This is a genomic window from Rhodopseudomonas sp. BR0M22 (assembly GCF_010907035.1).
Taxonomy (GTDB): domain Bacteria; phylum Pseudomonadota; class Alphaproteobacteria; order Rhizobiales; family Xanthobacteraceae; genus Rhodopseudomonas.
Genome location: NZ_QUMK01000004.1, coordinates 1 through 20,421, shown reverse-complemented (window position 1 = coordinate 20,421; position 20,421 = coordinate 1). Strand labels below are relative to the sequence as shown.

18 protein-coding genes are annotated in these 20,421 nt (G+C 65.8%); 5 read left to right on the top strand and 13 right to left on the bottom strand.

What is annotated here, in order from left to right; genetic code table 11:
• Positions 1-54 precede the first annotated feature (54 nt).
• Both DY468_RS02040 and DY468_RS02035 read right to left on the bottom strand, forming a co-directional pair.
• Entirely contained in the window at positions 55-768 is a 714-nt protein-coding gene (locus DY468_RS02040; protein WP_164601919.1) for an RlmE family RNA methyltransferase, read from the bottom strand.
• Between the two features lie 72 nt (positions 769-840).
• Positions 841-1,902 carry a Ppx/GppA phosphatase family protein gene (locus tag DY468_RS02035; RefSeq protein WP_164601917.1) on the bottom strand — a complete coding sequence of 354 codons (1,062 nt, stop codon included), beginning with the start codon at positions 1,900-1,902 and terminating at the stop codon, positions 841-843.
• A 240-nt stretch (positions 1,903-2,142) separates the two neighbouring features.
• On the opposite strand from DY468_RS02035, the gene DY468_RS02030 reads away from it, so the two are divergent.
• The gene (locus tag DY468_RS02030) at positions 2,143-4,518 is read left to right on the top strand and encodes a xanthine dehydrogenase family protein molybdopterin-binding subunit (RefSeq protein WP_164601915.1); all 2,376 of its coding nucleotides are present in this window, start codon (positions 2,143-2,145) and stop codon (positions 4,516-4,518) included.
• A gap of 221 nt (positions 4,519-4,739) precedes the next feature.
• On the opposite strand, the gene DY468_RS02025 is transcribed toward DY468_RS02030, so the two are convergent.
• Both DY468_RS02025 and DY468_RS02020 read right to left on the bottom strand, forming a co-directional pair.
• Positions 4,740-5,954, bottom strand: a complete 1,215-nt coding sequence (locus DY468_RS02025) for an ABC transporter substrate-binding protein (RefSeq protein WP_164601913.1) — start codon at positions 5,952-5,954, stop codon at positions 4,740-4,742.
• A 194-nt stretch (positions 5,955-6,148) separates the two neighbouring features.
• Entirely contained in the window at positions 6,149-6,949 is an 801-nt protein-coding gene (locus DY468_RS02020) for a hotdog family protein (RefSeq protein ID WP_164601911.1), read from the bottom strand.
• Positions 6,950-7,050: 101 nt separating this feature from the next.
• On the opposite strand from DY468_RS02020, the gene DY468_RS02015 reads away from it, so the two are divergent.
• Positions 7,051-7,527, top strand: a complete 477-nt coding sequence (locus DY468_RS02015; protein WP_164601909.1) for a YaiI/YqxD family protein — start codon at positions 7,051-7,053, stop codon at positions 7,525-7,527.
• An 8-nt stretch (positions 7,528-7,535) separates the two neighbouring features.
• Positions 7,536-9,353 (top strand): ABC-F family ATP-binding cassette domain-containing protein, encoded by a 1,818-nt coding sequence (locus DY468_RS02010; protein WP_164601907.1) that lies wholly within the window; start codon positions 7,536-7,538, stop codon positions 9,351-9,353.
• A 232-nt stretch (positions 9,354-9,585) separates the two neighbouring features.
• Here DY468_RS02010 and DY468_RS02005 read toward each other — a convergent pair whose 3' ends face one another.
• From DY468_RS02005 to DY468_RS01980, 6 genes are all read right to left on the bottom strand, one after another.
• Positions 9,586-10,818, bottom strand: a complete 1,233-nt coding sequence (locus DY468_RS02005) for a BaiN/RdsA family NAD(P)/FAD-dependent oxidoreductase (protein WP_164601905.1) — start codon at positions 10,816-10,818, stop codon at positions 9,586-9,588.
• Between the two features lie 225 nt (positions 10,819-11,043).
• Positions 11,044-11,961, bottom strand: a complete 918-nt coding sequence (locus DY468_RS02000; RefSeq protein WP_107355338.1) for an SDR family NAD(P)-dependent oxidoreductase — start codon at positions 11,959-11,961, stop codon at positions 11,044-11,046.
• Positions 11,962-11,979: 18 nt separating this feature from the next.
• Positions 11,980-12,447 carry a MaoC family dehydratase gene (locus DY468_RS01995; RefSeq protein ID WP_164601903.1) on the bottom strand — a complete coding sequence of 156 codons (468 nt, stop codon included), beginning with the start codon at positions 12,445-12,447 and terminating at the stop codon, positions 11,980-11,982.
• A 91-nt stretch (positions 12,448-12,538) separates the two neighbouring features.
• Entirely contained in the window at positions 12,539-13,513 is a 975-nt protein-coding gene (locus DY468_RS01990) for an NADPH:quinone oxidoreductase family protein (protein WP_164601901.1), read from the bottom strand.
• Positions 13,513-14,133 carry a 2-hydroxychromene-2-carboxylate isomerase gene (locus DY468_RS01985; protein WP_164601899.1) on the bottom strand — a complete coding sequence of 207 codons (621 nt, stop codon included), beginning with the start codon at positions 14,131-14,133 and terminating at the stop codon, positions 13,513-13,515. The genes DY468_RS01990 and DY468_RS01985 overlap by 1 nt, the downstream gene beginning before the upstream one ends.
• A gap of 105 nt (positions 14,134-14,238) precedes the next feature.
• The gene (locus tag DY468_RS01980; RefSeq protein WP_164601897.1) at positions 14,239-14,958 is read right to left on the bottom strand and encodes a glutathione S-transferase N-terminal domain-containing protein; all 720 of its coding nucleotides are present in this window, start codon (positions 14,956-14,958) and stop codon (positions 14,239-14,241) included.
• Positions 14,959-15,097: 139 nt separating this feature from the next.
• Between DY468_RS01980 and DY468_RS01975 the strand changes: the two genes are divergently transcribed.
• Complete coding sequence (locus DY468_RS01975; protein WP_164601895.1) at positions 15,098-16,120, top strand: methionine synthase; 1,023 nt, start codon at positions 15,098-15,100, stop codon at positions 16,118-16,120.
• A gap of 192 nt (positions 16,121-16,312) precedes the next feature.
• Here DY468_RS01975 and DY468_RS01970 read toward each other — a convergent pair whose 3' ends face one another.
• From DY468_RS01970 to DY468_RS01960, 3 genes are all read right to left on the bottom strand, one after another.
• On the bottom strand, positions 16,313-16,987 hold the full coding sequence (locus tag DY468_RS01970; RefSeq protein WP_164601894.1) for a hypothetical protein: 675 nt from the start codon (positions 16,985-16,987) through the stop codon (positions 16,313-16,315).
• Between the two features lie 293 nt (positions 16,988-17,280).
• On the bottom strand, positions 17,281-17,802 hold the full coding sequence (gene gpt, locus DY468_RS01965; protein WP_107355332.1) for a xanthine phosphoribosyltransferase: 522 nt from the start codon (positions 17,800-17,802) through the stop codon (positions 17,281-17,283).
• Between the two features lie 159 nt (positions 17,803-17,961).
• Positions 17,962-18,699, bottom strand: coding sequence for a competence/damage-inducible protein A (locus DY468_RS01960; protein WP_164601892.1), 738 nt, complete (start codon positions 18,697-18,699; stop codon positions 17,962-17,964).
• A 227-nt stretch (positions 18,700-18,926) separates the two neighbouring features.
• On the opposite strand from DY468_RS01960, the gene DY468_RS01955 reads away from it, so the two are divergent.
• Positions 18,927-20,345, top strand: a complete 1,419-nt coding sequence (locus DY468_RS01955) for a circularly permuted type 2 ATP-grasp protein (protein ID WP_164601890.1) — start codon at positions 18,927-18,929, stop codon at positions 20,343-20,345.
• Positions 20,346-20,421: the final 76 nt, after the last annotated feature.

The window sequence follows — 20,421 nt, the reverse complement described above, 5'->3', positions numbered from 1 at the left end:
TTTGATGCGCAACTAATTCGCACTTTAGCTAATCAACCTAAGAACCGAACGCACTCACGCCATCTCGCCGTCCGCCGCCGGGGCGCTGGCGGCACCACCGCGAAATCCGGTCGCCAGCAGGTAGCGCTCGGACGAGTCCTTACGGCTCGCCGCCGGCTTGACGTGTTTCACGCTGGCATAGTCGCGCTTCAGCTCGGCCATCAGCGCCGCATCGGCGCCGCTCTGAAACACCTTGGCGAGAAACGCCCCGCCCGGCTTCAACACTTCGGCCGCGAACATCGCCGCGGTCTCGACCAGGCCGACGATGCGGAGCTGGTCGGTCTTGCGATGGCCGGTGGTGTTGGCGGCCATGTCGCTCATCACCAGGTCGGCGCCGCCACCCAGCATCTCGCGGAGCCGGTCCGGCGCCGACGGGTCGAGGAAATCAAGCTGCGCGAAGATGACGCCGGGCACCTCGCCCATCTCCAGAAGATCGATCGCCACCACCTTGCCGCGGCCTTCGGCGGCGCCGACCTTCTTGGCGGCGACCTGACTCCAGCCTCCTGGCGCAGCGCCGAGATCGACCACCGCCATGCCTGACTTCAGCAGACGAAACTTGTCGTCGATCTCGGTCAGCTTGTAGGCGGCGCGCGAGCGATAGCCGTCGCGCTTGGCCTGCGCCACATAGGGATCGTTGAGCTGGCGCTCCAGCCACAGCTTCGACGACAGCTTCATCCGCCCGCCGCTCTTGACGGTGACGCGCATTCGTCCGGTTGTGTCTTTGGCCATGGCTTTGCTTACGATCGAGGGATAAGGCCGCTGCTTAGCAGACGGGCCCGGAAAAACCAGTGCGGAAGCGGCCTACACGGCCCCCAGCACACCGTCTTCACGCATCATTTCGACCAGCATCCCCTCGCGCAGCCCGCGATCGGCGACCCGCAGCCTTGGCAGCGGAAAGGCGGCGCGCACCGCGTCCAGGATGGCACAGCCGGCCAGCACCAGATCGGCGCGCTCGTTGCCGATGCAATGGTTGTGGGCGCGGTCGTGATAACTCATGCTGCGCAGTCTCTCGACGGTGGCGCTGAGTTCGTCGTCGTTCATCCAGATGCCGTCGACCCGGCGACGGTCGTAGCGGATCAGATCGAGATACAGCCCCGCCAGCGTGGTCACGGTGCCCGACGTGCCGAGCAGATGCATCCGGCCGAGATCGCCGCCATGCTTCGCGGCGAACGGCGCGACGTGCTTGGCGACTTCGGCGACCATCGCCTCATAGGTCTCCTGCGTCACCACCCTGCCGCCGAACGCTTCCGCCAGCGTCACCACGCCGAGCGGCACCGACATCCAGGCGTCGATCCGTGGCGCCAGCTCGGGCCGCTCCGGATCGCGGGCGATCCGCACCAGTTCGCTGGAGCCGCCGCCGATGTCGAACAGGATCGCGCCGCGGCCATTCGGATCGAGCAGCGGCGAACAGCCGGTGGCGGCGAGCCGCGCTTCGGTCTCGCGGTCGATGATCTCCAGCCGGATGCCGGTGGCCTGCGCGACCTTGTCACAAAACTCGTCGGCATTGCTGGCGGCGCGGCAGGCTTCGGTCGCGATCAACCGCTGCCGCTTGGCGTGGCGGGCGTCGATCTTGTCGCGGCACACCGCCAGCGCCGAAATCGCACGCGCGATCGCCGCGTCGCTGATCCGGCCGGTGGTGGCGACGCCCTCCCCGAGCCGAATGATCCTCGAAAACGAGTCGATGACGCGAAAGCCATCGCCTGCCGGTCGCGCGATCAGCAACCGGCAGTTGTTGGTGCCGAGGTCGAGCGCGGCGTAGACGCCGTCGCCGTGTGGCGCGCGCTCCTCCTCAGCGATCGCAACGATCGCGTGCGGATCCTCGCCCGGCAGCGAGCCCGGGCGAAGCCGCGTTTCGTCGTCCATCTAATTCGTCTTTCCGCGGCCGCGCGCGACCGACGTCGAAATCATCATTCACGGAAAGTTTAGCAGCGCACCGTCCGGGCGCAACCCACCTGCGGGCGAAGCATGCGGTTTCATGCGTTGTCGCGTGCGGTCGGCTGCGTTATCCCTAAACACTATCAGCACTGACATTGCCCGCGCAGAAGAGCCGCCACACGCGGCTTTTTCCCGTCACGCACGTCTCTTACGCCGGAAATCAGCCTCATGCAGGACCGCCCCGCCAACGCGTCGCTCGACACGTCCCTCGCGCTGCACAAATTCGGCGTGGGCCAGCCGGTCCGGCGCAAGGAGGACGAGACACTGTTGCGCGGCAAGGGCCGCTACACCGACGATTGCAACCTGCCCGGGCAACTCTATGCCGTGATGGTGCGCAGCCCCCATCCGCACGGCATCATCCGCGGCATCGGCACCGAGGCCGCCAAGGCAATGCCGGGTGTCTGCGCGATCTACACCGGCACCGACCTCGCCGCCGCAGGTTACGCACCGTTCAGCTCGGGCCTGCCGCTGAAGAGCCGAGACGGCACCCCGCTGAAACAGACCCATCACGGCGCGCTGGCCACCGACAAGGTGCGCTACGTCGGCGAACCCGTGGCCTGCGTGGTCGCCAAGACGCTGGCGCAGGCCCGCGATGCCGCCGAAGCGGTCGAACTCGACATCGAACCGCTGCCGGCCGTCACCGATGCAGAAGCCGCGATGCAGCCCGGCGCGCCGCAGCTCTACGATCACATCGAGAACAACGTCGCGCTCGACTATCACTTCGGCGACACCGCCGCGGTGAACGCGGCGTTCACCGCGGCCGCGCATGTCACTACGCTGGACATCGAGAACACCCGCGTCGCCGCGGTGCCGATGGAGCCGCGGGTCGGGCTCGCTTCCTACGATCAGCAGAACGGCCGCTACACCATCCAACTGCCGACCCAGGGTGTCTCCGGCAACCGGAACACGCTCGCCAAACTGCTCGGCGTGCCGACCGACAAGGTGCGGGTGCTGACCGGCCAGGTCGGCGGCTCGTTCGGGATGAAGAACATCTCCTATCCGGAGTACATCTGCATCCTGCACGCCGCCAAAGCGCTCGGACGTCCGGTGAAATGGACCGACGAGCGCTCGACCAGCTTCCTGTCCGACAGTCAGGGCCGCGGCCAGCAGATCCGCGCCGAGCTGGCGCTGGACGCCGGCGGGCGTTTTCTCGCGATCCGCCTCTCCGGCACCGGCAATCTCGGCGCCCAAATCACCGGCGTCGCGCCGCTGCCGCTGTCGCTCAACACCGGCAAGAACATCGGCAGCGTGTACCGCACGCCGCTGCTCAGCGTCGACATCAAATGCGTCGTCACCAATGTCACGCTGATGGGTGCCTATCGCGGCGCCGGACGTCCTGAAGCCAACTACTTCCTGGAACGGCTGATCGATCGCGCCGCCGACGAGATGGGGATCGACCGCCTCACCCTGCGCAAGCGCAACTTCATCAAGCCGGCGCAGATGCCGTTCACCGCCTGCTCCGGTGTCACCTACGACAGCGGCGATTTCGCCGGCGTGTTCGGACAGGCGCTGGAACTGTCCGACTATCAAGGCTTCGCCAAACGCAAGAAGGACGCGCGCAAGGCCGGCAAGCTGCGCGGCATCGCGGTCGGCTCGTATCTGGAAGTCACCGCGCCGCCGAGCGTCGAACTCGGCAAGATCGTGTTCGAAGACGACGGCACGGTGCGGCTGATCACCGGCACGCTCGACTACGGCCAGGGCCACGCCACGCCGTTCGCCCAGGTGCTGAGCGCGTTCCTCGGCGTGCCGTTCGATCGCATCCGGCTCGAACAGGGCGACAGCGACATCGTCCACAGCGGCAACGGCACCGGCGGCTCGCGTTCGATCACCGCCAGCGGCATGGCGATCGTCGAGGCGTCGCAAAAGGTGATCGCCAAGGGCAAGAGCGCCGCCGCGCATCTGCTGGAGACTGCCGAAGCCGATATCGAATTCGAGGCTGGCCGCTTCACCGTCGCCGGCACCGACCGCAGCATCGGCATCATGGAGCTGGCGCAGCGGCTGCGCGGCACTGAGCTGCCCGACGGCGTGCCGGCATCGCTCGACGTCGACCACACCACCGAAGGAGCCCCCTCCGCCTTCCCCAACGGCTGCCATGTCGCCGAGGTCGAGATCGATCCGGACACCGGCGTCACCCGCGTGGTGCGCTACACCGCGGTCAACGATTTCGGCACCGTCGTCAATCCGATGATCGTCGCCGGTCAGCTCCATGGCGGCGTCGCGCAAGGCATCGGCCAGGCGCTGATGGAGAAGATTTCGTATGACGCCGACGGCCAGCCGATCACCGGCTCGCTGCAGGACTACGCACTGCCGCGCGCCGACGATGTCCCGCTGATGGCGGTCGGTGATCACCCGGTGCCGGCCAAGACCAATCCGCTCGGCACCAAAGGCTGCGGCGAAGCCGGCTGCGCCGGCTCGCTTGCGACCATCGTCAACGCCGCGCTCGATGCGCTGAAGGATTACGGCGTGACGACGCTCGACATGCCGCTGACGCCGGAGAAGGTGTGGCGGGCGATCCACGACGCCAAGGCAAAGACGGCGGCGTAGTCCACCCCGTCATCGCCCGCGCATGCGGGGAATGACGCTGTGCTTGTGGCACTGCGCCTCCTCAAACCAGATCGTCATGCGCGGGCTTGACCCGCGCATCCATCGCGCGAGGAGCGCGCAAACGACAACGTCCTATCCAAGAAGGTGGGTCGCCGGGTCGAGCCCGGCGACGACGTCTGTTGTGCGGCAAGGATGTTACCTAGTCGTCAGAAGCCTGCTCTCTACTCCGCCTTCACCAGCGGGCAGCCGCCGTCTTTCAGGGGACGGAACGCTTGGTCGCCGGGAACTTCGGCGAGGACTTTGTAGTAGTCCCACGGCGCTTTCGACTCTTCCGGCTTCTTGACTTCGAACAGGAACATCGAGTGCACCATTCGGCCGTCCTCGCGCAGAAAGCCGTTGTCGGTGAAGGCGTCGCGCACCGGCAGTTCGCGCATCTTCGCCAGCACCGTCTTGGTGTCCTTGCTGTTCGCCGCCTTCACCGCCTTCAAATAGTGCAGTGTCGCGCTGTAGGTCGCGGCCTGGTTCATCGTCGGCATCCGCTTCATGCGTTCGAAGTACTTCTTGCCGAACTCGCGGGTGCGGTCGTTGAGGTCCCAGTAGTACGCCTCGGTGATGATCAGGCCGTTGGCCATCTTCAACCCTAAGCTGTGGATGTCGGAGATGAACATCACGATGCCGGCGAGCTTCTGGCCGCCGGTGACGATGCCGAATTCGGCCGCCTGTTTGATGGTGTTGATAGTGTCGCCACCGCCATTGGCCATGCCGATGATCTTGGCCTTCGACGACTGCGCCTGCAGCAGGAACGAGGAGAAGTCGGCGTTGTTCAGGGGATGCCGTGCGCTGCCGAGCACCTTGCCGCCCGCCGCCTTCACCACCTCGCCGGTGTCGCGTTCGATCGAATGGCCGAACAGATAGTCCGCGGTGATGAAGAACCAGGTGTCGCCGCCGTTCTTGACGATCGCCGAGCCGACGGTGTGGGCGTTAGAATAGGTGTCGTAGGTCCAGTGCGCGGTGTAGGGCGAGCACGATTTGCCGGTGATGTCCGACGACGCCGCGTCGGTGACGATCATGATCTTCTCGAACTTCTTGCTCATCTCCATCGCGGCAAGCGCGGTGGCCGAGGTCGGCAGATCGACGATCATGTCGACGTTTTCGTTCTCGTACCATTTGCGCGCCAGCGACGCGGCGATGTCGGGCTTGTTCTGCACGTCCGCCGAGATGAACTCGATCGGCTGACCGAACATCGTGCCGCCCATCTCCTCGATCGCCATTTTGGCGGCTTCGACGTTGCCCTGGCCGCCAATGTCGGAATACACCGACTGGAAGTCGCCGAGCAGACCGATCTTGAGCGGAGCCTGTTGCTGCGCGAAGGCGGGTGCGCCCAGCAGCAGCGGCGCAGCCAGCATCATCGCCGCCGCCCGTTGAACGAGTGTCATGTTTCCTCCGGATGATTTTTTGATTTGTTATCAGTTCGGCCGTATCGCCGGCTCCCGCGCATGAATGGATGTGCCCCCGCCCTCCTGGTTGCTGTGATTGTCGGCAAGCATTCTGGCTGCGCCCGCCCGCAAGGCGAGAGGGGCAGAACGTCGCATGACGTCGCCCGCTATCCGCCTGACGGAATAAACGTCTGCTACGCGGCCGCCTGCTGTCGCGGGGCGAAGATCGCGACGTGGTGACAATGCGCCACCGGCCGGTCGCCATTCGCCACGATCAGCGCGTCGAACTCGGCGAAGCGGTGGCCCTTCTTGTCGTAGTTGGCGACCACCCTGGCCCGCGCGGTGAGCACGTCGTCGCCGCGTGCGGCGGCGAGCAGCTGCATCTTCGATCCGACATGGATCCACGGCCCGAGCACGACATTGTCGACCAGCACGCGGTTCATGATCCGCTGCAGCGTCCCGGGATGGATCAGGTCATCGCTTTGGTAGATCGGATCGGTCTCGCGGATCTCGTCGAGATACGCGCGCAGCTTCGCCCCGCCCCAGCTCACCGGTGCGGTGCCGAACCAGTGCCCTTCGGGAAACGACGACGCATCCACCGGCGGCCGGTTCGCCGCCGCGGCTGTCTCCGGATAGGCGGCCAGATCGACAGCCGGCGCCCGTGCCGGCAGTGATGCGCTGCCGGTGGCACAAAGCTCGCCGCGGCTCTCGACCGCGAGCGTGATGGCCTCGCCCTGCTCCTCGCCTGTCACCGTCGCGGTCTCGCCGTCGTACACCGGCCTCACGAACCGCGCCTCGATCAGCCCGCGCTCCAGGAAGTCCCGCCCCCAGCGGGCGACCGGCAGATGCATCATGTAGGCCATCACCTCGACCCCGGGCACCAGGCCGCCGGTGAAGCCGAAGCGGCGGGCCACGGTGTCGTCGTGCATCTTGTTTTCGGATTGTTTGGCGGTGTTGAAGGCGCTGACGCGCCAGAGCGCAAGCGATGCGGCCATGGTGTCTCCCGGTTTGCCCGATCTTGTTGGCGATCGTTGCCGGCGATGCTACGCCACTGCGCCGGCAACGCAAGGCCGCCCAGAGAACCGCACACCGCCCGATGACCGACGCCCTCACCCGCATCTATGTCGACGCCGACGCCTGTCCGGTGAAGGACGAGGTGTACAAGGTGGCCGAGCGTCACCATCTTCCGGTGACGGTGGTGGCCGGCGGCTTCATCCGGGTGCCGCAGCATCCGAGAATCGAGCGCGTCGCTGCCGGTTCCGGCATGGATGCGGCCGACGACTGGATTGCGGAGCGGATCAAACCGGGCGATATCGTCATCACCGCGGACATTCCGCTGGCGAGCCGCTGCGTCAAAGCGGGCGCCACCGCGATCGCTCCGAACGGCAAGCCGTTCACCGAGGAGTCGATCGGCATGACGCTGGCGGTGCGCAATCTGATGACCGATCTGCGCTCGACCGGCGAGATCACCGGCGGCCCGCGCGCGTTTTCGCCGCGCGACCGCTCCACCTTTCTTTCGGCGCTCGACAGCGCGATCCGCCGGATCGCGCGCCGCCGCACCGACCAGAGCTGAGACAAACCATGGCGCCGCCGCTGATTCAATTGAAAGACATCGCGCTGACCTTCGGCGGATCGGCGCTGTTCGACGGCGTCGAACTCGCCGTCTCCGCCGGCGACCGGCTGTGCCTTATCGGCCGCAACGGCTCCGGCAAATCGACGCTTTTGAAGATCGTCGCCGGCCTGATCGAGCCCGATCGCGGCAGCCGTTTCGTGCAGCCCGGTGCCACGGTGCGCTATCTGCCGCAGGAGCCGGATTTCGACGGCTTCGCCACCACGCTGGCTTACGTCGAGGCCGGGCTCGCGCCGGGCGACGATCACTATCAGGCCGCCTATCTGCTCGAACAGCTCGGCCTGCATGGCGACGAGAACCCGGCCAATCTCTCCGGCGGCGAAGCCCGGCGCGCGGCGCTGGCGCGGATTCTCGCGCCCGATCCCGACATCCTGCTGCTCGACGAGCCGACCAACCATCTCGACTTGACCACGATCGAATGGCTGGAAAACGATCTTGCCCAGCGCAGATGCGCGATCGTGATGATCAGCCACGACCGCCGCTTCCTCACCAATTTGTCGCGCGCCACCGCCTGGCTCGACCGCGGCGTGATCCGCCAGATCGACCGCGGCTTCTCGCAGTTCGAAAGCTGGCGCGACGACGTGCTGGCCGAAGAGGAGCGCGATCAGCACAAGCTCGACCGCAAGATCGTGATGGAAGAGCACTGGCTGCGCTACGGCGTCTCCGGCCGCCGCAAGCGCAACGTCAAGCGGCTCGCCGGGCTGCACGAGCTCCGCGCGCAGCGCCGCGACTATCGCGGCCCGACTGGCGCCGCCTCGCTCGCCGCTGCGGAAGCCGACAAGTCCGGCAAGCTGGTGATCGAAGCCAAGTCGATCAACAAGGCCTGGGGCGACCGGCCGATCGTCGATGCGTTCTCGATCCGGATCAATCGCGGCGACCGCGTCGGCATCGTCGGCCCGAACGGCGCCGGCAAGACCACGCTGATCAGCCTGCTGACCGGCGCGCTTGCTCCCGACAGCGGCACGGTGCGGCTCGGCACCAATCTGGAGATCGCCACGCTCGACCAGAGCCGCGACAGCCTGGATCCGAAATCGACGCTCTCCGACGCGCTGACCGGCGGCCGCGGCGACCAGGTGATGGTCGGCGGCAAGCCGCGCCACGTCATCGGCTACATGAAGGACTTCCTGTTCACCCAGGAGCAGGCGCGCACGCCGCTGGAGGCGCTGTCCGGCGGCGAACGCGGCCGGCTGATGCTGGCGCGCTCGCTGGCGAAACCGTCCAACCTCTTGGTGCTCGACGAGCCGACCAACGACCTCGACCTCGAAACCCTCGACGTGCTCGAGGAGATGCTCGGCGACTACGACGGCACCGTGATCCTGATCAGCCACGACCGCGACTTCCTCGACCGCGTCGTCACCTCGGTGATCGCGCCGGACGGTGGCGGCAAATGGATCGAATATGCCGGCGGCTATTCCGACATGCTGGGGCAGCGCGGTGCCGACCTGACCCGGCAGCCGGCCAAGGCCGCCGCGACCGAGCCGACGGCCGCGAAGGCGGCGCCCTCGCCCGCCGCCGCGCCCGCGCCGAAGCGCAAGCTGAGCTTCAACGAGAAGCACGCGCTGGAAACGCTGCCGAAGACCATCGCCAAGCTGGAAGCCGAGATCGCGAACTTGCAGAAGCAGCTCGACGATCCGCAGCTCTATGCCAAGGACCGCGCCAAGTTCGACAAGGTCTCGGCCGCGATGGCCAAGGCGCACGACGAGCTGCACGCCGCCGAGCAGCGCTGGCTCGAGCTGGAGATGCTGCGCGAAGAGATCGAAAGCGCGTAGGATCACCGCGTCGTTCCGGGGCGCGCGAAGCGCGAACCCGGAACCCCGAAGTTGGCACCAAGAGAGATTCCGGGTTCGCCGCTGCCCGGCGCCCCGGAATGACGACAACTCCCGTCATCGCGAGGAGTGAAGCGACGAAGCATCCAACCCGAGCACTGAGTTGGATTGGTTCGCTTCGCTCGCAATGACGAGACGACCTGTTCGCCCGCGAACGACCGCGCCGCCGTTCGCGTTATCGCCCCAGATAGTTCGCCGCCCCACGGCCCGCTGCGAGGCCCGTCGCAAAGCAGGCCGTGAGCAGATAGCCGCCGGTCGGCGCTTCCCAGTCGAGCATCTCGCCGGCGGCGAAGACGCCGGGTAGCTTATGCAGCATGTAGTTCGCGTCGATCTCGTCGAGCGCGATGCCGCCCGCGGTCGAGATCGCCTTCTCGATCGGCGTGGTGCTAACCAGACGCACCGGCACAGCGTTGATCAGCGCGGCGAGCTGATCAGCCGGCAACGTCGCCAGGGCGACGCCCGATCCATGGGCGGCCTCCTGCAGCAGGCCGATGCCGGCCGGCGACAGCCCGGCGGTCTTGCGCAAATACGTCGACAGCGACTGCTTGCCCTTCGGCTTCGCTAATCGCGCGGCGAGATCGGCTGTAGTGAGATCGGGCCGCAGCGCGATCGACAGCTTCGCTTCGCCCTCGGCCAGGATCGCATCGCGCAGCAGCGCCGACAGCGCGTAGATCGCGCCGCCTTCCAATCCGTCGCGGGTGATCACCGCCTCGCCGCGCACGGTGCGTCCGCCGAACGACAACGCAACATTCTTCAGCGGCGCGCCCTGATACTTGTCAGCGAACAGCGCGGACCATGCGGCCACAAAACCGCAATTCGCCGGCTTCAGTGGCGCAACCGTAACGCCTTTGCGGGCGAGCATATCGCTCCAGCTTCCATCCGAACCGAGCCGCGGCCAGCTCGCGCCGCCGAGTGCCAGCACCGTTGCCCCCGCCGCAAAGCTTCGCGGGCCTTCCGGCGTGTCGAACGACAGACGCCCCTCGCCGTCCCATCCGGTCCAGCGATGCTTCAGGCGGAGCTGCACGCCCTGCGCATCCAGCCGGCGCAGCCAGGCGCGCAGCAGCGGCGACGCCTTCATCGCCACCGGAAACACCCGCCCGCTCGTGCCGACGAAGGTGGGCTGTCCGAGCTCGTCGGCCCAGGCACGCAGCTGCTGCGGCCCGAACACCTCGATCGCCGGGGTCAGGTGAGCCTGCGCGGCGCCGTAGCGCGCCAGGAAGTCCGGCAGTGCTTCGCTGTGCGTGAGGTTGAGGCCGCCGCGGCCGGCCAGCAGAAACTTCCGCGCCGGCGCACCCATCCCGTCGAACACGGTGACGCGCATCCCGCCGCGTGCGAGCTGCTCGGCCGCCATCAGCCCGGCCGGGCCGGCGCCGATCACGGCAGCGTCGATGTCGAGAATGTCAGCCACGACGGCTGTATCCGGAGAAAATCATCCGGCGCTTATACACCAACCGGGATCGGCGTAGAGATTCCGGGTTCACGCCTTCGGCGTGCCCCGGAATGACTCGTGGAGAGCACCTTCCCCGTCATTCCGGGGCGCTCGCGCCAGCGAGCGAACCCGGAATCCCGAGCTGTTCTGCTACGCTAAGATTCCGAGTTCGCGCCTTCGGCGCGCCCCGGAATGACGACCGCATTACATCTTGATGCCGAGGCGCGCGGCGGCCTGGGCCACGTACTTCTGCGTCTGCTGGAACGCGCCTTCGAGCGCCTGGGCCTTGGAGTCGTCGCTGATCTCGGCGAAATGCGCCGCGATCGCGTCGGGGGTCCATTCGGATTCCGGCAGGTTGATGCCTTCGGTCTCGATGATCTTGATCTGCGCGAACGAGCCGGCGCCGGCGCCGAGCGTGGTGCGGGTCGGCGCGTTCTCGCTGAGCAGGAACAGCACCGCGGGCGTGATCGCCTCCGGCTTCATCAGTTGCAGCGCCTGCGGCGGCAGCAGCTCTTCGGTCATGCGGGTCGCGGCGGTCGGCGAGACGGTGTTGACGCGGATGTCGGTCTTGCGGCCTTCCTGCGCCAGCACATTCATCAGCCCGACGATGCCGGCCTTCGCCGCGCCGTAGTTGGCCTGGCCGAAATTGCCGAACATGCCCGACGACGAGGTGGTCAGCACGATGCGGCCGTAGTTGCGCTCCTTCATGCCGTCCCACACCGCCTTGCAGCAGTAGAACGTGCCGGCCAGATGCACGTCGATCACCTTCTGGAAGTCGCTCAGCTCCATCTTGCCGAACGACTTGTCGCGCAGGATGCCGGCGTTGGCGACGAGCAGGTCAACGCTGCCCCACTCCTTGGTCGCCTTCGCGACCATCGCCTGGACCTGCTCGTAGTTCGACACGTCGGCGCCGTCGGCCATCGCGGTGCCGCCAGCCTTCTTGATCTCTTCGACCACCGTCTCGGCCGCGGTCATCGAACCGCCGGTGCCGTCACGCGCACCGCCGAAATCGTTCACCACCACCTTGGCGCCTCGCGCCGCGAGACCCAGCGCATGCGCGCGGCCGAGACCGTTGCCCGCGCCGGTGACGATGGCGACGCGTCCGTCGAACCTGATAGCCATGTGTGTTGCTTCCCCGGATTATTGTTCGAAGTAGATCAGGCCGAGCCAATCGGCCACGAGCGCGGAGCGTTTCTCGCCCTCGATTTCGACGTTGACGCTGGTACGCGACAACAATTCGCCCGGCTTGCGCATAGTGGCTTCAGCCAGCATGAAACGGCCACGCACACGCGACCCCGCCTTTACGGGCGAGATGAAGCGCAGACGGTCGAAGCCGTAATTGACACCCATGGTGACGCCCTTGATCCTCGGCATCGCCTCGTAGGAAAATACGCTCAGCATCGACAGCGTCAGAAAGCCGTGAGCGATCGTGGTGCCGAACGGCGTCTCGCGCGCGGCGCGCTCCGGATCGACGTGAATATACTGCCAATCCTCGGTGCAATCGGCGAACTGATCGATCCGCTTCTGATCGAGCACATGCCATTCCGACACGCCGATCTCGGTGCCGACCAGCTTCATATAGGCGTCGAGTTCCAGTTCAGTGCTCATTCCAACCTCGTTGTTCCGCGCTGCACTTTCCACATCGCGAAACCCGCGCCAAGCGAAATCTTCGCGCGGCGCGGGTGCAGAACATTCCGTGTTACGGGAGCAAAGCCACCCTGCCGATCGCCTTGCGGTCGATCAGCAAACGCATCGCCGGTGCCCACTCGGAGAGCGGCAAGCGATGCGACACGTTGGGGCGAAGCACGCCGTTGGCGGCCAGCTCGAGCAGCTTGGCGGTGCGCTGCTCGCCGCGCGCCGGATCACGCCGCACCGCCTCGCCGGCGCGGACGCCGATCACGCTTGCGCCCTTCATCAGGATCAGGTTGGTGCGCGCGAGCCCGATGCCGCCGGTGAAGCCGACCACCAGCAACCGCGCGCCCCAATTGATACAGCGCACGCTGTCTTCGAAGATCTGCCCGCCGACCGGATCGAACACCACGTCGGCGCCGCGGCCCTCGGTGATGCGCTTCACCGCATCCTTGAAAGGCTCGGCACCGTAGAGAATGCCATGGTCGGCGCCGCGCTGCCGTGCCACCGCGAGCTTCTCTTCGCTCGACGCCGCCGCGATCACGGTGGCGCCGAGATACTTGCCGACCTCGACCGCCGCGAGCCCGACGCCGCCGCCGGCGCCATGCACCAGCAGAACTTCGCCGGGCTGCAACTGGCCACGCTCGACCAGGCCGTGCCAGGCGGTGCCATGGCCGGCCAGATAAGTCGCAGCTTCGGCGAAATCGAAGTTCGCCGGTGCCGGCGTGAGCTGCGAGGCCGCAGCCACCACCTCTTCGGCATAGGCACCGAACCGCAGCTTGACGATCACCCGATCGCCGAGCTTGACGCTGGTCACATCTGCGCCGAGCTCGATGATCTCACCGGCCGCTTCCATTCCTGGAATGAACGGCAGCTCCGGCTTGAGCTGATACTCGCCGGCGCACATCAGGATGTCGGGGAAGTTGATGCCGGCGGCGCGGATCGCAACGCGCACCTCACCAGACTTCAACGCCTTGCGTTCGATCTCTTCAAACCGCAGCGACTCGGGAGGTCCGAGTTCGCGGCACACCACAGCCTTCGGCATCAGGCTGCACCCGCCTTGCGACGCGCCAGCGCCTCGCGCACCAACGGCAGCCGGTCGTTACCAAAATACATGTCGGTCTTGTCCACAAAGATGGTCGGCGAGCCGAAGCCGCCGCGTGCCATCACCTCGTCGGTGTTGTCCTTAAGCTGGTCCTTGATGCTCTGCTCCGCGATCGCGGAGAAGAATGCCTGCGGGTCGAGGCCGCACCGAGCACAGATGGCGGTCAGCACGTCGTCCTTGGAGATGTCCTGATCGTCGCCCCAGTACGCTTCGAACACCGCGGTCGCAAACGGCACCATCGCGTCGGGCTTGTCGCGCAGCAACCAGAGACAGCCGCGCATCGCCTTGACGCTGTTCACCGGAAACACGCTGGGCGGCATCTTGATCGCCAGATTGGACGATCGCGCCCAGTCCGCCAAATCCTTCTTCATGTAACGCGCCTTCAGCGGCACCGGCGTCTTGCGGGACTCGTACACGCTCGGATTGACGGAGTTGAAGATGCCGCCGACCAGGATCGGCCGCCAGGTGATCTCCTCGCCCATCTCTTTTGCCAGCGGCTGAATGTTGTGAAAGGCGAGATACGTCCAGGGGCTGGAGCAGTCGAAGAAGAATTCGAGCATCGGGATTTCCTCCGTTGTTGTTATTGATTGTCTCTCATCTTGTCATTCCGGGGCGCGCTCAGCGCGAACCCGGAATGACAAACGCGGATACTGTATAAGCGGCCCTCACTGCTGCTGCGCGCTCTGCGCCTGCGCGTCGGCGTGCGCCGGCTTATCGACGCCAAACAAGAGCTTGCGCGCCTGTTCGTCCATCGGCTTCTTGTCCTCCTTGCCGAGGGCGAGACCGGCCTGCAGCTTGGGCCGGGCGCGCAACGTCGCGTACCAGCGCTTGATGTTGGGATGGTCGTCGAGCGTCAGGCCCTGCGCCTTGTGGGTCATGATCCAGGGGAAACAGGCGATGTCGGCGATCGAGTAGTCGCCGGCGATATAGTCGCGATCGGCCAGCCGCTGATCGAGCACGCCGTACAGCCGCTTCGCTTCGCGGGCGTAGCGGTCGATCGCGTAAGGGATCTTCTCCGGCGCATACAGCAGGAAGTGGCCGTTCTGCCCGAGCATCGGCCCGAGCCCGGCCATCTGCCACATCAGCCACTGCATTACCTCGAACCGGGCCCGCGTCTCCGTCGGCATCAGCTGCCCGGATTTTTCCGCCAGATAGATCAGGATCGCCCCGCTCTCGAACACCGAAAGCGGCCCGCCGCCGCCCGGCGGCGCGTGATCCACGATCGCCGGCATCCGTCCATTGGGGCTGAGCGCGAGAAATTCGGGCTTGTGCTGGTCGCCGCGGCCGAGTTGCATCGGCACCACTTTGTACGGCAGGCCGCACTCTTCCAGCATGATCGAGATCTTCCAGCCGTTCGGCGTCGGCGCGTAATACAGATCGATCATGGCCGCTGGGTCCTCTTGACGGGTTTGAGCCGATCCTAGCCCGGCTTCGGCCGCCTTGTCACCTCGGTCTCGCGCTTCTGTACGCCCCGCCGCGGACGTGGCACAGAGGGCGTCAATCAGGCCCCAGAGGGAGCGAACCATGCTGTTTCCGACCACGATCGCCGGCTCGCTGCCGAAGCCCGAATGGCTCGCCGAGCCGAACAAGTTGTGGGCGCCGTGGAAGTCGAGCGGCGACGAGCTGATCCGCGCCAAGCGCGACGCCACCATCCTGGCGCTGAAGCTGCAGGAGGATTCCGGCATCGACATCGTCACCGAGGGCGAGCAGGCGCGGCAGCATTTCGTCCACGGCTTCCTCGAAGCCGTCGAAGGCATCGACTTCGCCCACAAGGTCGAGATGGGCATCCGCAACGATCGCTACAAAGCGATGGTGCCGCAGGTCGTCGCGCCGCTGCGACTGAGGGAGCGCGTCCACGGTCTCGAAGCTCGGGTCGCACGAGCGCATACAACCCGCAAGATCAAGTTCACCCTGCCCGGCCCGATGACGATCATCGACACCATCGCCGATCGCTACTACGGCGACCGCGTCAAGATGGCATTCGCCTTCGCCGAACTGCTCAACGAGGAAGCCAAGGCGCTGCAGGCGGACGGCATCGACATGATCCAGTTCGACGAGCCGGCGTTCAATGTCTACATGAGCGAGGCTGCCGACTGGGGCGTCAAGGCGCTGGAGCGCGCCGCGCAGGGGCTTAGCTGCGCCACCGCCGTGCACATCTGCTACGGCTACGGCATCAAGGCCAACACCGACTGGAAAGAGACGCTCGGCGCCGAGTGGCGGCAATATGAGGACATCTTCCCGGCGATCGACAAGAGCGCAATCCAGCAGGTCGCGGTCGAGTGCCGCAATTCGAAAGTGCCGCTGGAGCTGCTGTCGCTGCTGAAGGGCAAGATCGTGCAGGCCGGCGTTATCGATGTCGCCAGCGACGAGGTCGAGACAGCCGACGACGTCTGCGCCACGATCGAAGCGGTGGTGAAGCATGTGCCCAAGAGCAACATCATCGCCACCACCAACTGCGGCATGGCCCCGATGCGGCGGGAGATCGCCGAGGCGAAGCTATTTGCGCTCGGCGCGGGGGCGGAACTGGCACGGCAGCGGTTTGCGTAGTGAGCATAACTCGCCGATCGCAAGGCATTATTGCCCGCTCTTTCGTCATTCCGGGGCGCGCGTAGCGCGAACCCGGAATCCATACCCCCAGTGAAAATGTAGCTCGAAGCCCGCGCCGCAGTGCTCAATCACATGCACGGGGGGTATGGATTCCGGGCTCGCTCGCTGCGCGAGCGCCCCGGAATGACGTGGTTAGTTTGTGCGTGAAGTTGGATGCAGTGCGGGTTGGTACCCGGCGTCGAGAGCCCTTAGCGTCGATGGTGGCGTGAGGAGGACGAGACGACCCTGCAAGCCGTCGATCACCACCACTTCGGCCGGCTGATAACCCTCAAACGACCACCGCAGAAGCGCGCCCTGTGTAGAAAGATAAGCAGTGCCCGCCAAGGCAAGATCGCGGACGCCGGCATCGTCGGGCTTTACGTCCGCCACCATCGCTCCCTCCGGCAACTCACTCACCGCACACGGCAGCGGTTGCAGTCGCTTGGCGCGGCCATCGAGCCGTTCGCGATGCAAGGTGGCGTCGATTTCCCTGGCGCTCACGCACGACAAGCCATTGCCACGGGCAAAGGCATCCGCGAAGCGCTGCGCATCCTCGCGGCGGCAATAGTAACAAGGCCGGTGTCCGGCAGCGAGCGCGGTGGCCTCATCCAGGAAGAACAGCTCGGTCCAGCTCCGCGTCGCCATCACGTCGCGGCGGCGACCGCGGAACTCGCAGGTGCATGTGATCCAAGCCCGGCTCGACCAGCGCCGCGCAAGCAGCGTCTTGGTCGCCGGATCGTGAAGGATGCCGCGATTGCCCGTGAACATCCCGCGCGCCGCCACCGCGACAATCTCGCCGAACGGGGTGACGCGGTTCTGCAGCGGCATCAACTGTCTCCTGCAAGGCAAAGGGTGCTCAGCGCGCGCTGCCTGCTCCTTCTCCCCGCGCGCGGGGAGAAGGGTGGGATGAGGGGGCGGCGCCGCGCAGCCGAGCGCCCCTCAGCTGTCAACAATCAGATCACGGGCGACCGCAGCGAGCCATCCGAAAGCTCGGACTCGTGGAGACGCCCCCTCACCCGGATTGCTACGCAATCCGACCTCTCCCCGCGCGCGGGGAGAGGTTAGGCTGCGGCGCTTGGTCAGGCCGGGGACGACAAATTGGCTGCCGTCCAGCACGCGTTCTACGCCGCCCCGTCCTTCAGCGGCGGTTGGAAGCTGAGCCCGGTGTCCCAGGGGAAGAAGATCCAGGTGTCCTGCGACACTTCGGTGATGAAGGTATCGACCAATGGCCGCCCCTTCGGCTTGGCATAGACCGCAGCGAAATGTGCGTCCGGCAGCATCGACCGCACCATTCGGCCGGTTTTGCCGGTGTCGACCAGATCGTCGATGATCAACAGGCCCTTGCCGGTGCCGCCGCCGAGCGCGGCGGTCTGATCGGACACGCCCTTCAGCACTTGCAGTTCGCCCTGCTTGTCGTGCTCGTAGCTGGCGATGCAAACCGTATCGATCACTCGCATGCCAAGCTCACGCGCGACGATCGCCGCAGGGACCAAGCCGCCACGTGTGATCGCGATCACCGCGTGAAACGGTCCGAGCTCGTTCAGCCGCCAGCTCAACGCCCGGCAGTCGCGGTGAAACTGGTCCCACGACACCGGGAACGGTCGGCCCGCCCGCTTCTGCTCGGTCGGTTCACTCTGCGTCATCCACTCACTCCGACTATACGCTCATTGCGGGCACCCGGATCGGATGCTTTGCACCGTCCGGACACACGCTCCGCGAAGCAAACCGAGCGACCGCGCGGGCGTTGCTGGATCGCTTCGTCGCGGCGCCCCTCGCAACGACCGCTACCTACTTGTCTTGCTCTATTTCGCCGCCTGCAGATCCGCCAGCATCTGCTTCACCGCCGCCATCGCCTGCTGCAGCTTTTCCGGGTCGCGTGAGCGAACCACCAGGTTGGTGTTCGGCTTGCGCTCTTCGTCGAGGAACGGATAGCTGCCGATCATCGCGTCTGGATGCGCGGCGGCGATCTCGCGCAACGGCCCGCCGATGTCGCCCTCGCGCGCGTTCGCCTTCACCGTCTCCGACAGCATCTTGACGCCGGACTTCAGGGTCGGCGCGACGATGTCCATCATCGCCTGCATGATCGACGGCACGCCGGCCATCACGATGACGTTGCCGATCTTGAAGCCGGGCGCGATGATGGTCGCGCTCTGGATCAGCTCGGCGCCATCCGGAATCCGCGTCATGCGTAACCGCGCTTCGTTCAGCCCGGCTTCGGAGAAGCGCTCGCGGAACCGCGCCACCACCTCGGGGTGATAATCAATCCCGACACCGAACGCCTTGGCGACACAGTCGGCGGTAATGTCGTCATGGGTCGGCCCGATCCCACCGGTGGTGAAGACGTAGGTGTAGCGATTGCGCAGCGCATCCAGCGCCTCGACGATCGCCGCCTCGTCGTCGGCAACCACGCGGACTTCGCGCAAATCGATCGCAATGTTGGTCAGGTACTCGGCGATGAAACCGATGTTCTTGTCCTTGGTCCGGCCCGACAGGATTTCGTCGCCGATCACCAGAATACCCGCCGTAACGATCTCGCTCATGAATGCTTCCGTTTCCCCGCTGCGCATTACCGGACAACCACCGCTGTTGCCGTCTCCATAGACGCCTGCCACTCATTTGGGCAGTGCGCCGCCCGAATTGCAGGCAACATCGTGAGCCCGCGGTCAAAAACCGTCCACTCCTTCCATATCGTGCTGGCCCGCCCCTTGCTACTGCTGTGTTCAATGCTGCACTCTCACGCAGCACCGATGGGAATCAGACTGGTTTCATGGCAGTTGCGTTCGATGAAATGAAGGGCCCCGGCGGCGATGTACGCGCGGCCTATCAGGAATTGTCCCGCTGGCTCGGCGAAACGCCGCCCGAAGCCCTCACCAATCGACGCCAGGAAGCGGAGCTGTTGTTCCGCAGGATCGGCATCACCTTCGCGGTGTATGGCGATGCCGAGGCGCAGGAGCGGCTGATCCCATTCGACGTCATCCCCCGAATTCTATCGGCGCGGGAATGGGCGCGGATGGAACTCGGGCTGAAGCAGCGGGTGCGCGCGCTCAATATGTTCCTGCGCGACATCTATCACGGCCGCGACATTCTGCGCGCCGGCATCATTCCCGACGATCTGATCTTTCAGAACCCGGTGTTCCGTCCGGAGATGAACGGTCAGGCGGTACCGCACGACGTCTACGTCCACATCGCCGGTATCGACATCGTTCGAGTCGACGACGAACATTTCTACGTGCTGGAGGACAACGCACGGACGCCGTCGGGCGTCTCCTACATGCTGGAAAACCGCGAGATCATGATGCGGCTGTTTCCGGATCTGTTCGCGCGGCACCGCATCGCGCCGGTCGAGCGCTATCCGGACGAACTGCTCACCGCGCTGCGCTCGGTCGCCCCGTCGCATTCATCGTCGGAGCCGACCGTCGCACTGATGACGCCGGGCGTGTTCAACTCCGCCTATTACGAACACTCGTTCCTCGCCGACAAGCTCGGCATCGAACTGGTCGAAGGCCGCGACCTCGTCGTCAAGAACGAGGAAGTGTTCATGCGCACCACCGAAGGGCTGAAGCGGGTCGACGTGATCTATCGCCGGGTCGACGACGACTTCATCGATCCTCTGACCTTCCGCCCGGATTCGGTACTCGGCGTGCCGGGACTGATGTCGGCCTATCGGGCCGGCAACGTCACGCTGGCCAACGCGGTCGGCACCGGCATCGCCGACGACAAGGCGGTGTACAGCTACATGCCGGACATCGTGAAGTTCTATCTCGACGAAGAGCCGATCCTGAAGAACGTCCCGACCTGGCGCTGCCGCGAACCGAGCGACCTAGCCTATGTGCTCGACCATTTGTCCGAGCTGGTGGTCAAGGAAGTCCACGGCTCCGGCGGCTACGGCATGCTGATCGGTCCCACCGCCACCAAGGCGACCATCGAGGCGTTCCGCGAGAAGCTGAAGCGCGAGCCGGAGGGCTTCATCGCTCAGCCGACGCTGGCGCTCTCCACCTGCCCGACCTGCACCGAGGCCGGCCTTGCCCCGCGCCACGTCGACTTGCGCCCGTTCGTCCTGACCGGCAGCGACCGCATCACCGTCGTCCCCGGCGGTCTCACCCGCGTCGCCCTGCAGGAAGGCTCGCTGGTGGTGAATTCCAGCCAGGGCGGCGGCACCAAGGACACCTGGGTGCTGGATGAGTAGGTTCGTCGTTCACGATCAATGCGGCCGCAATTGCAGCCGGCCCCCCCCCCGTCCCTTATAACCATCTGCCGCTGCC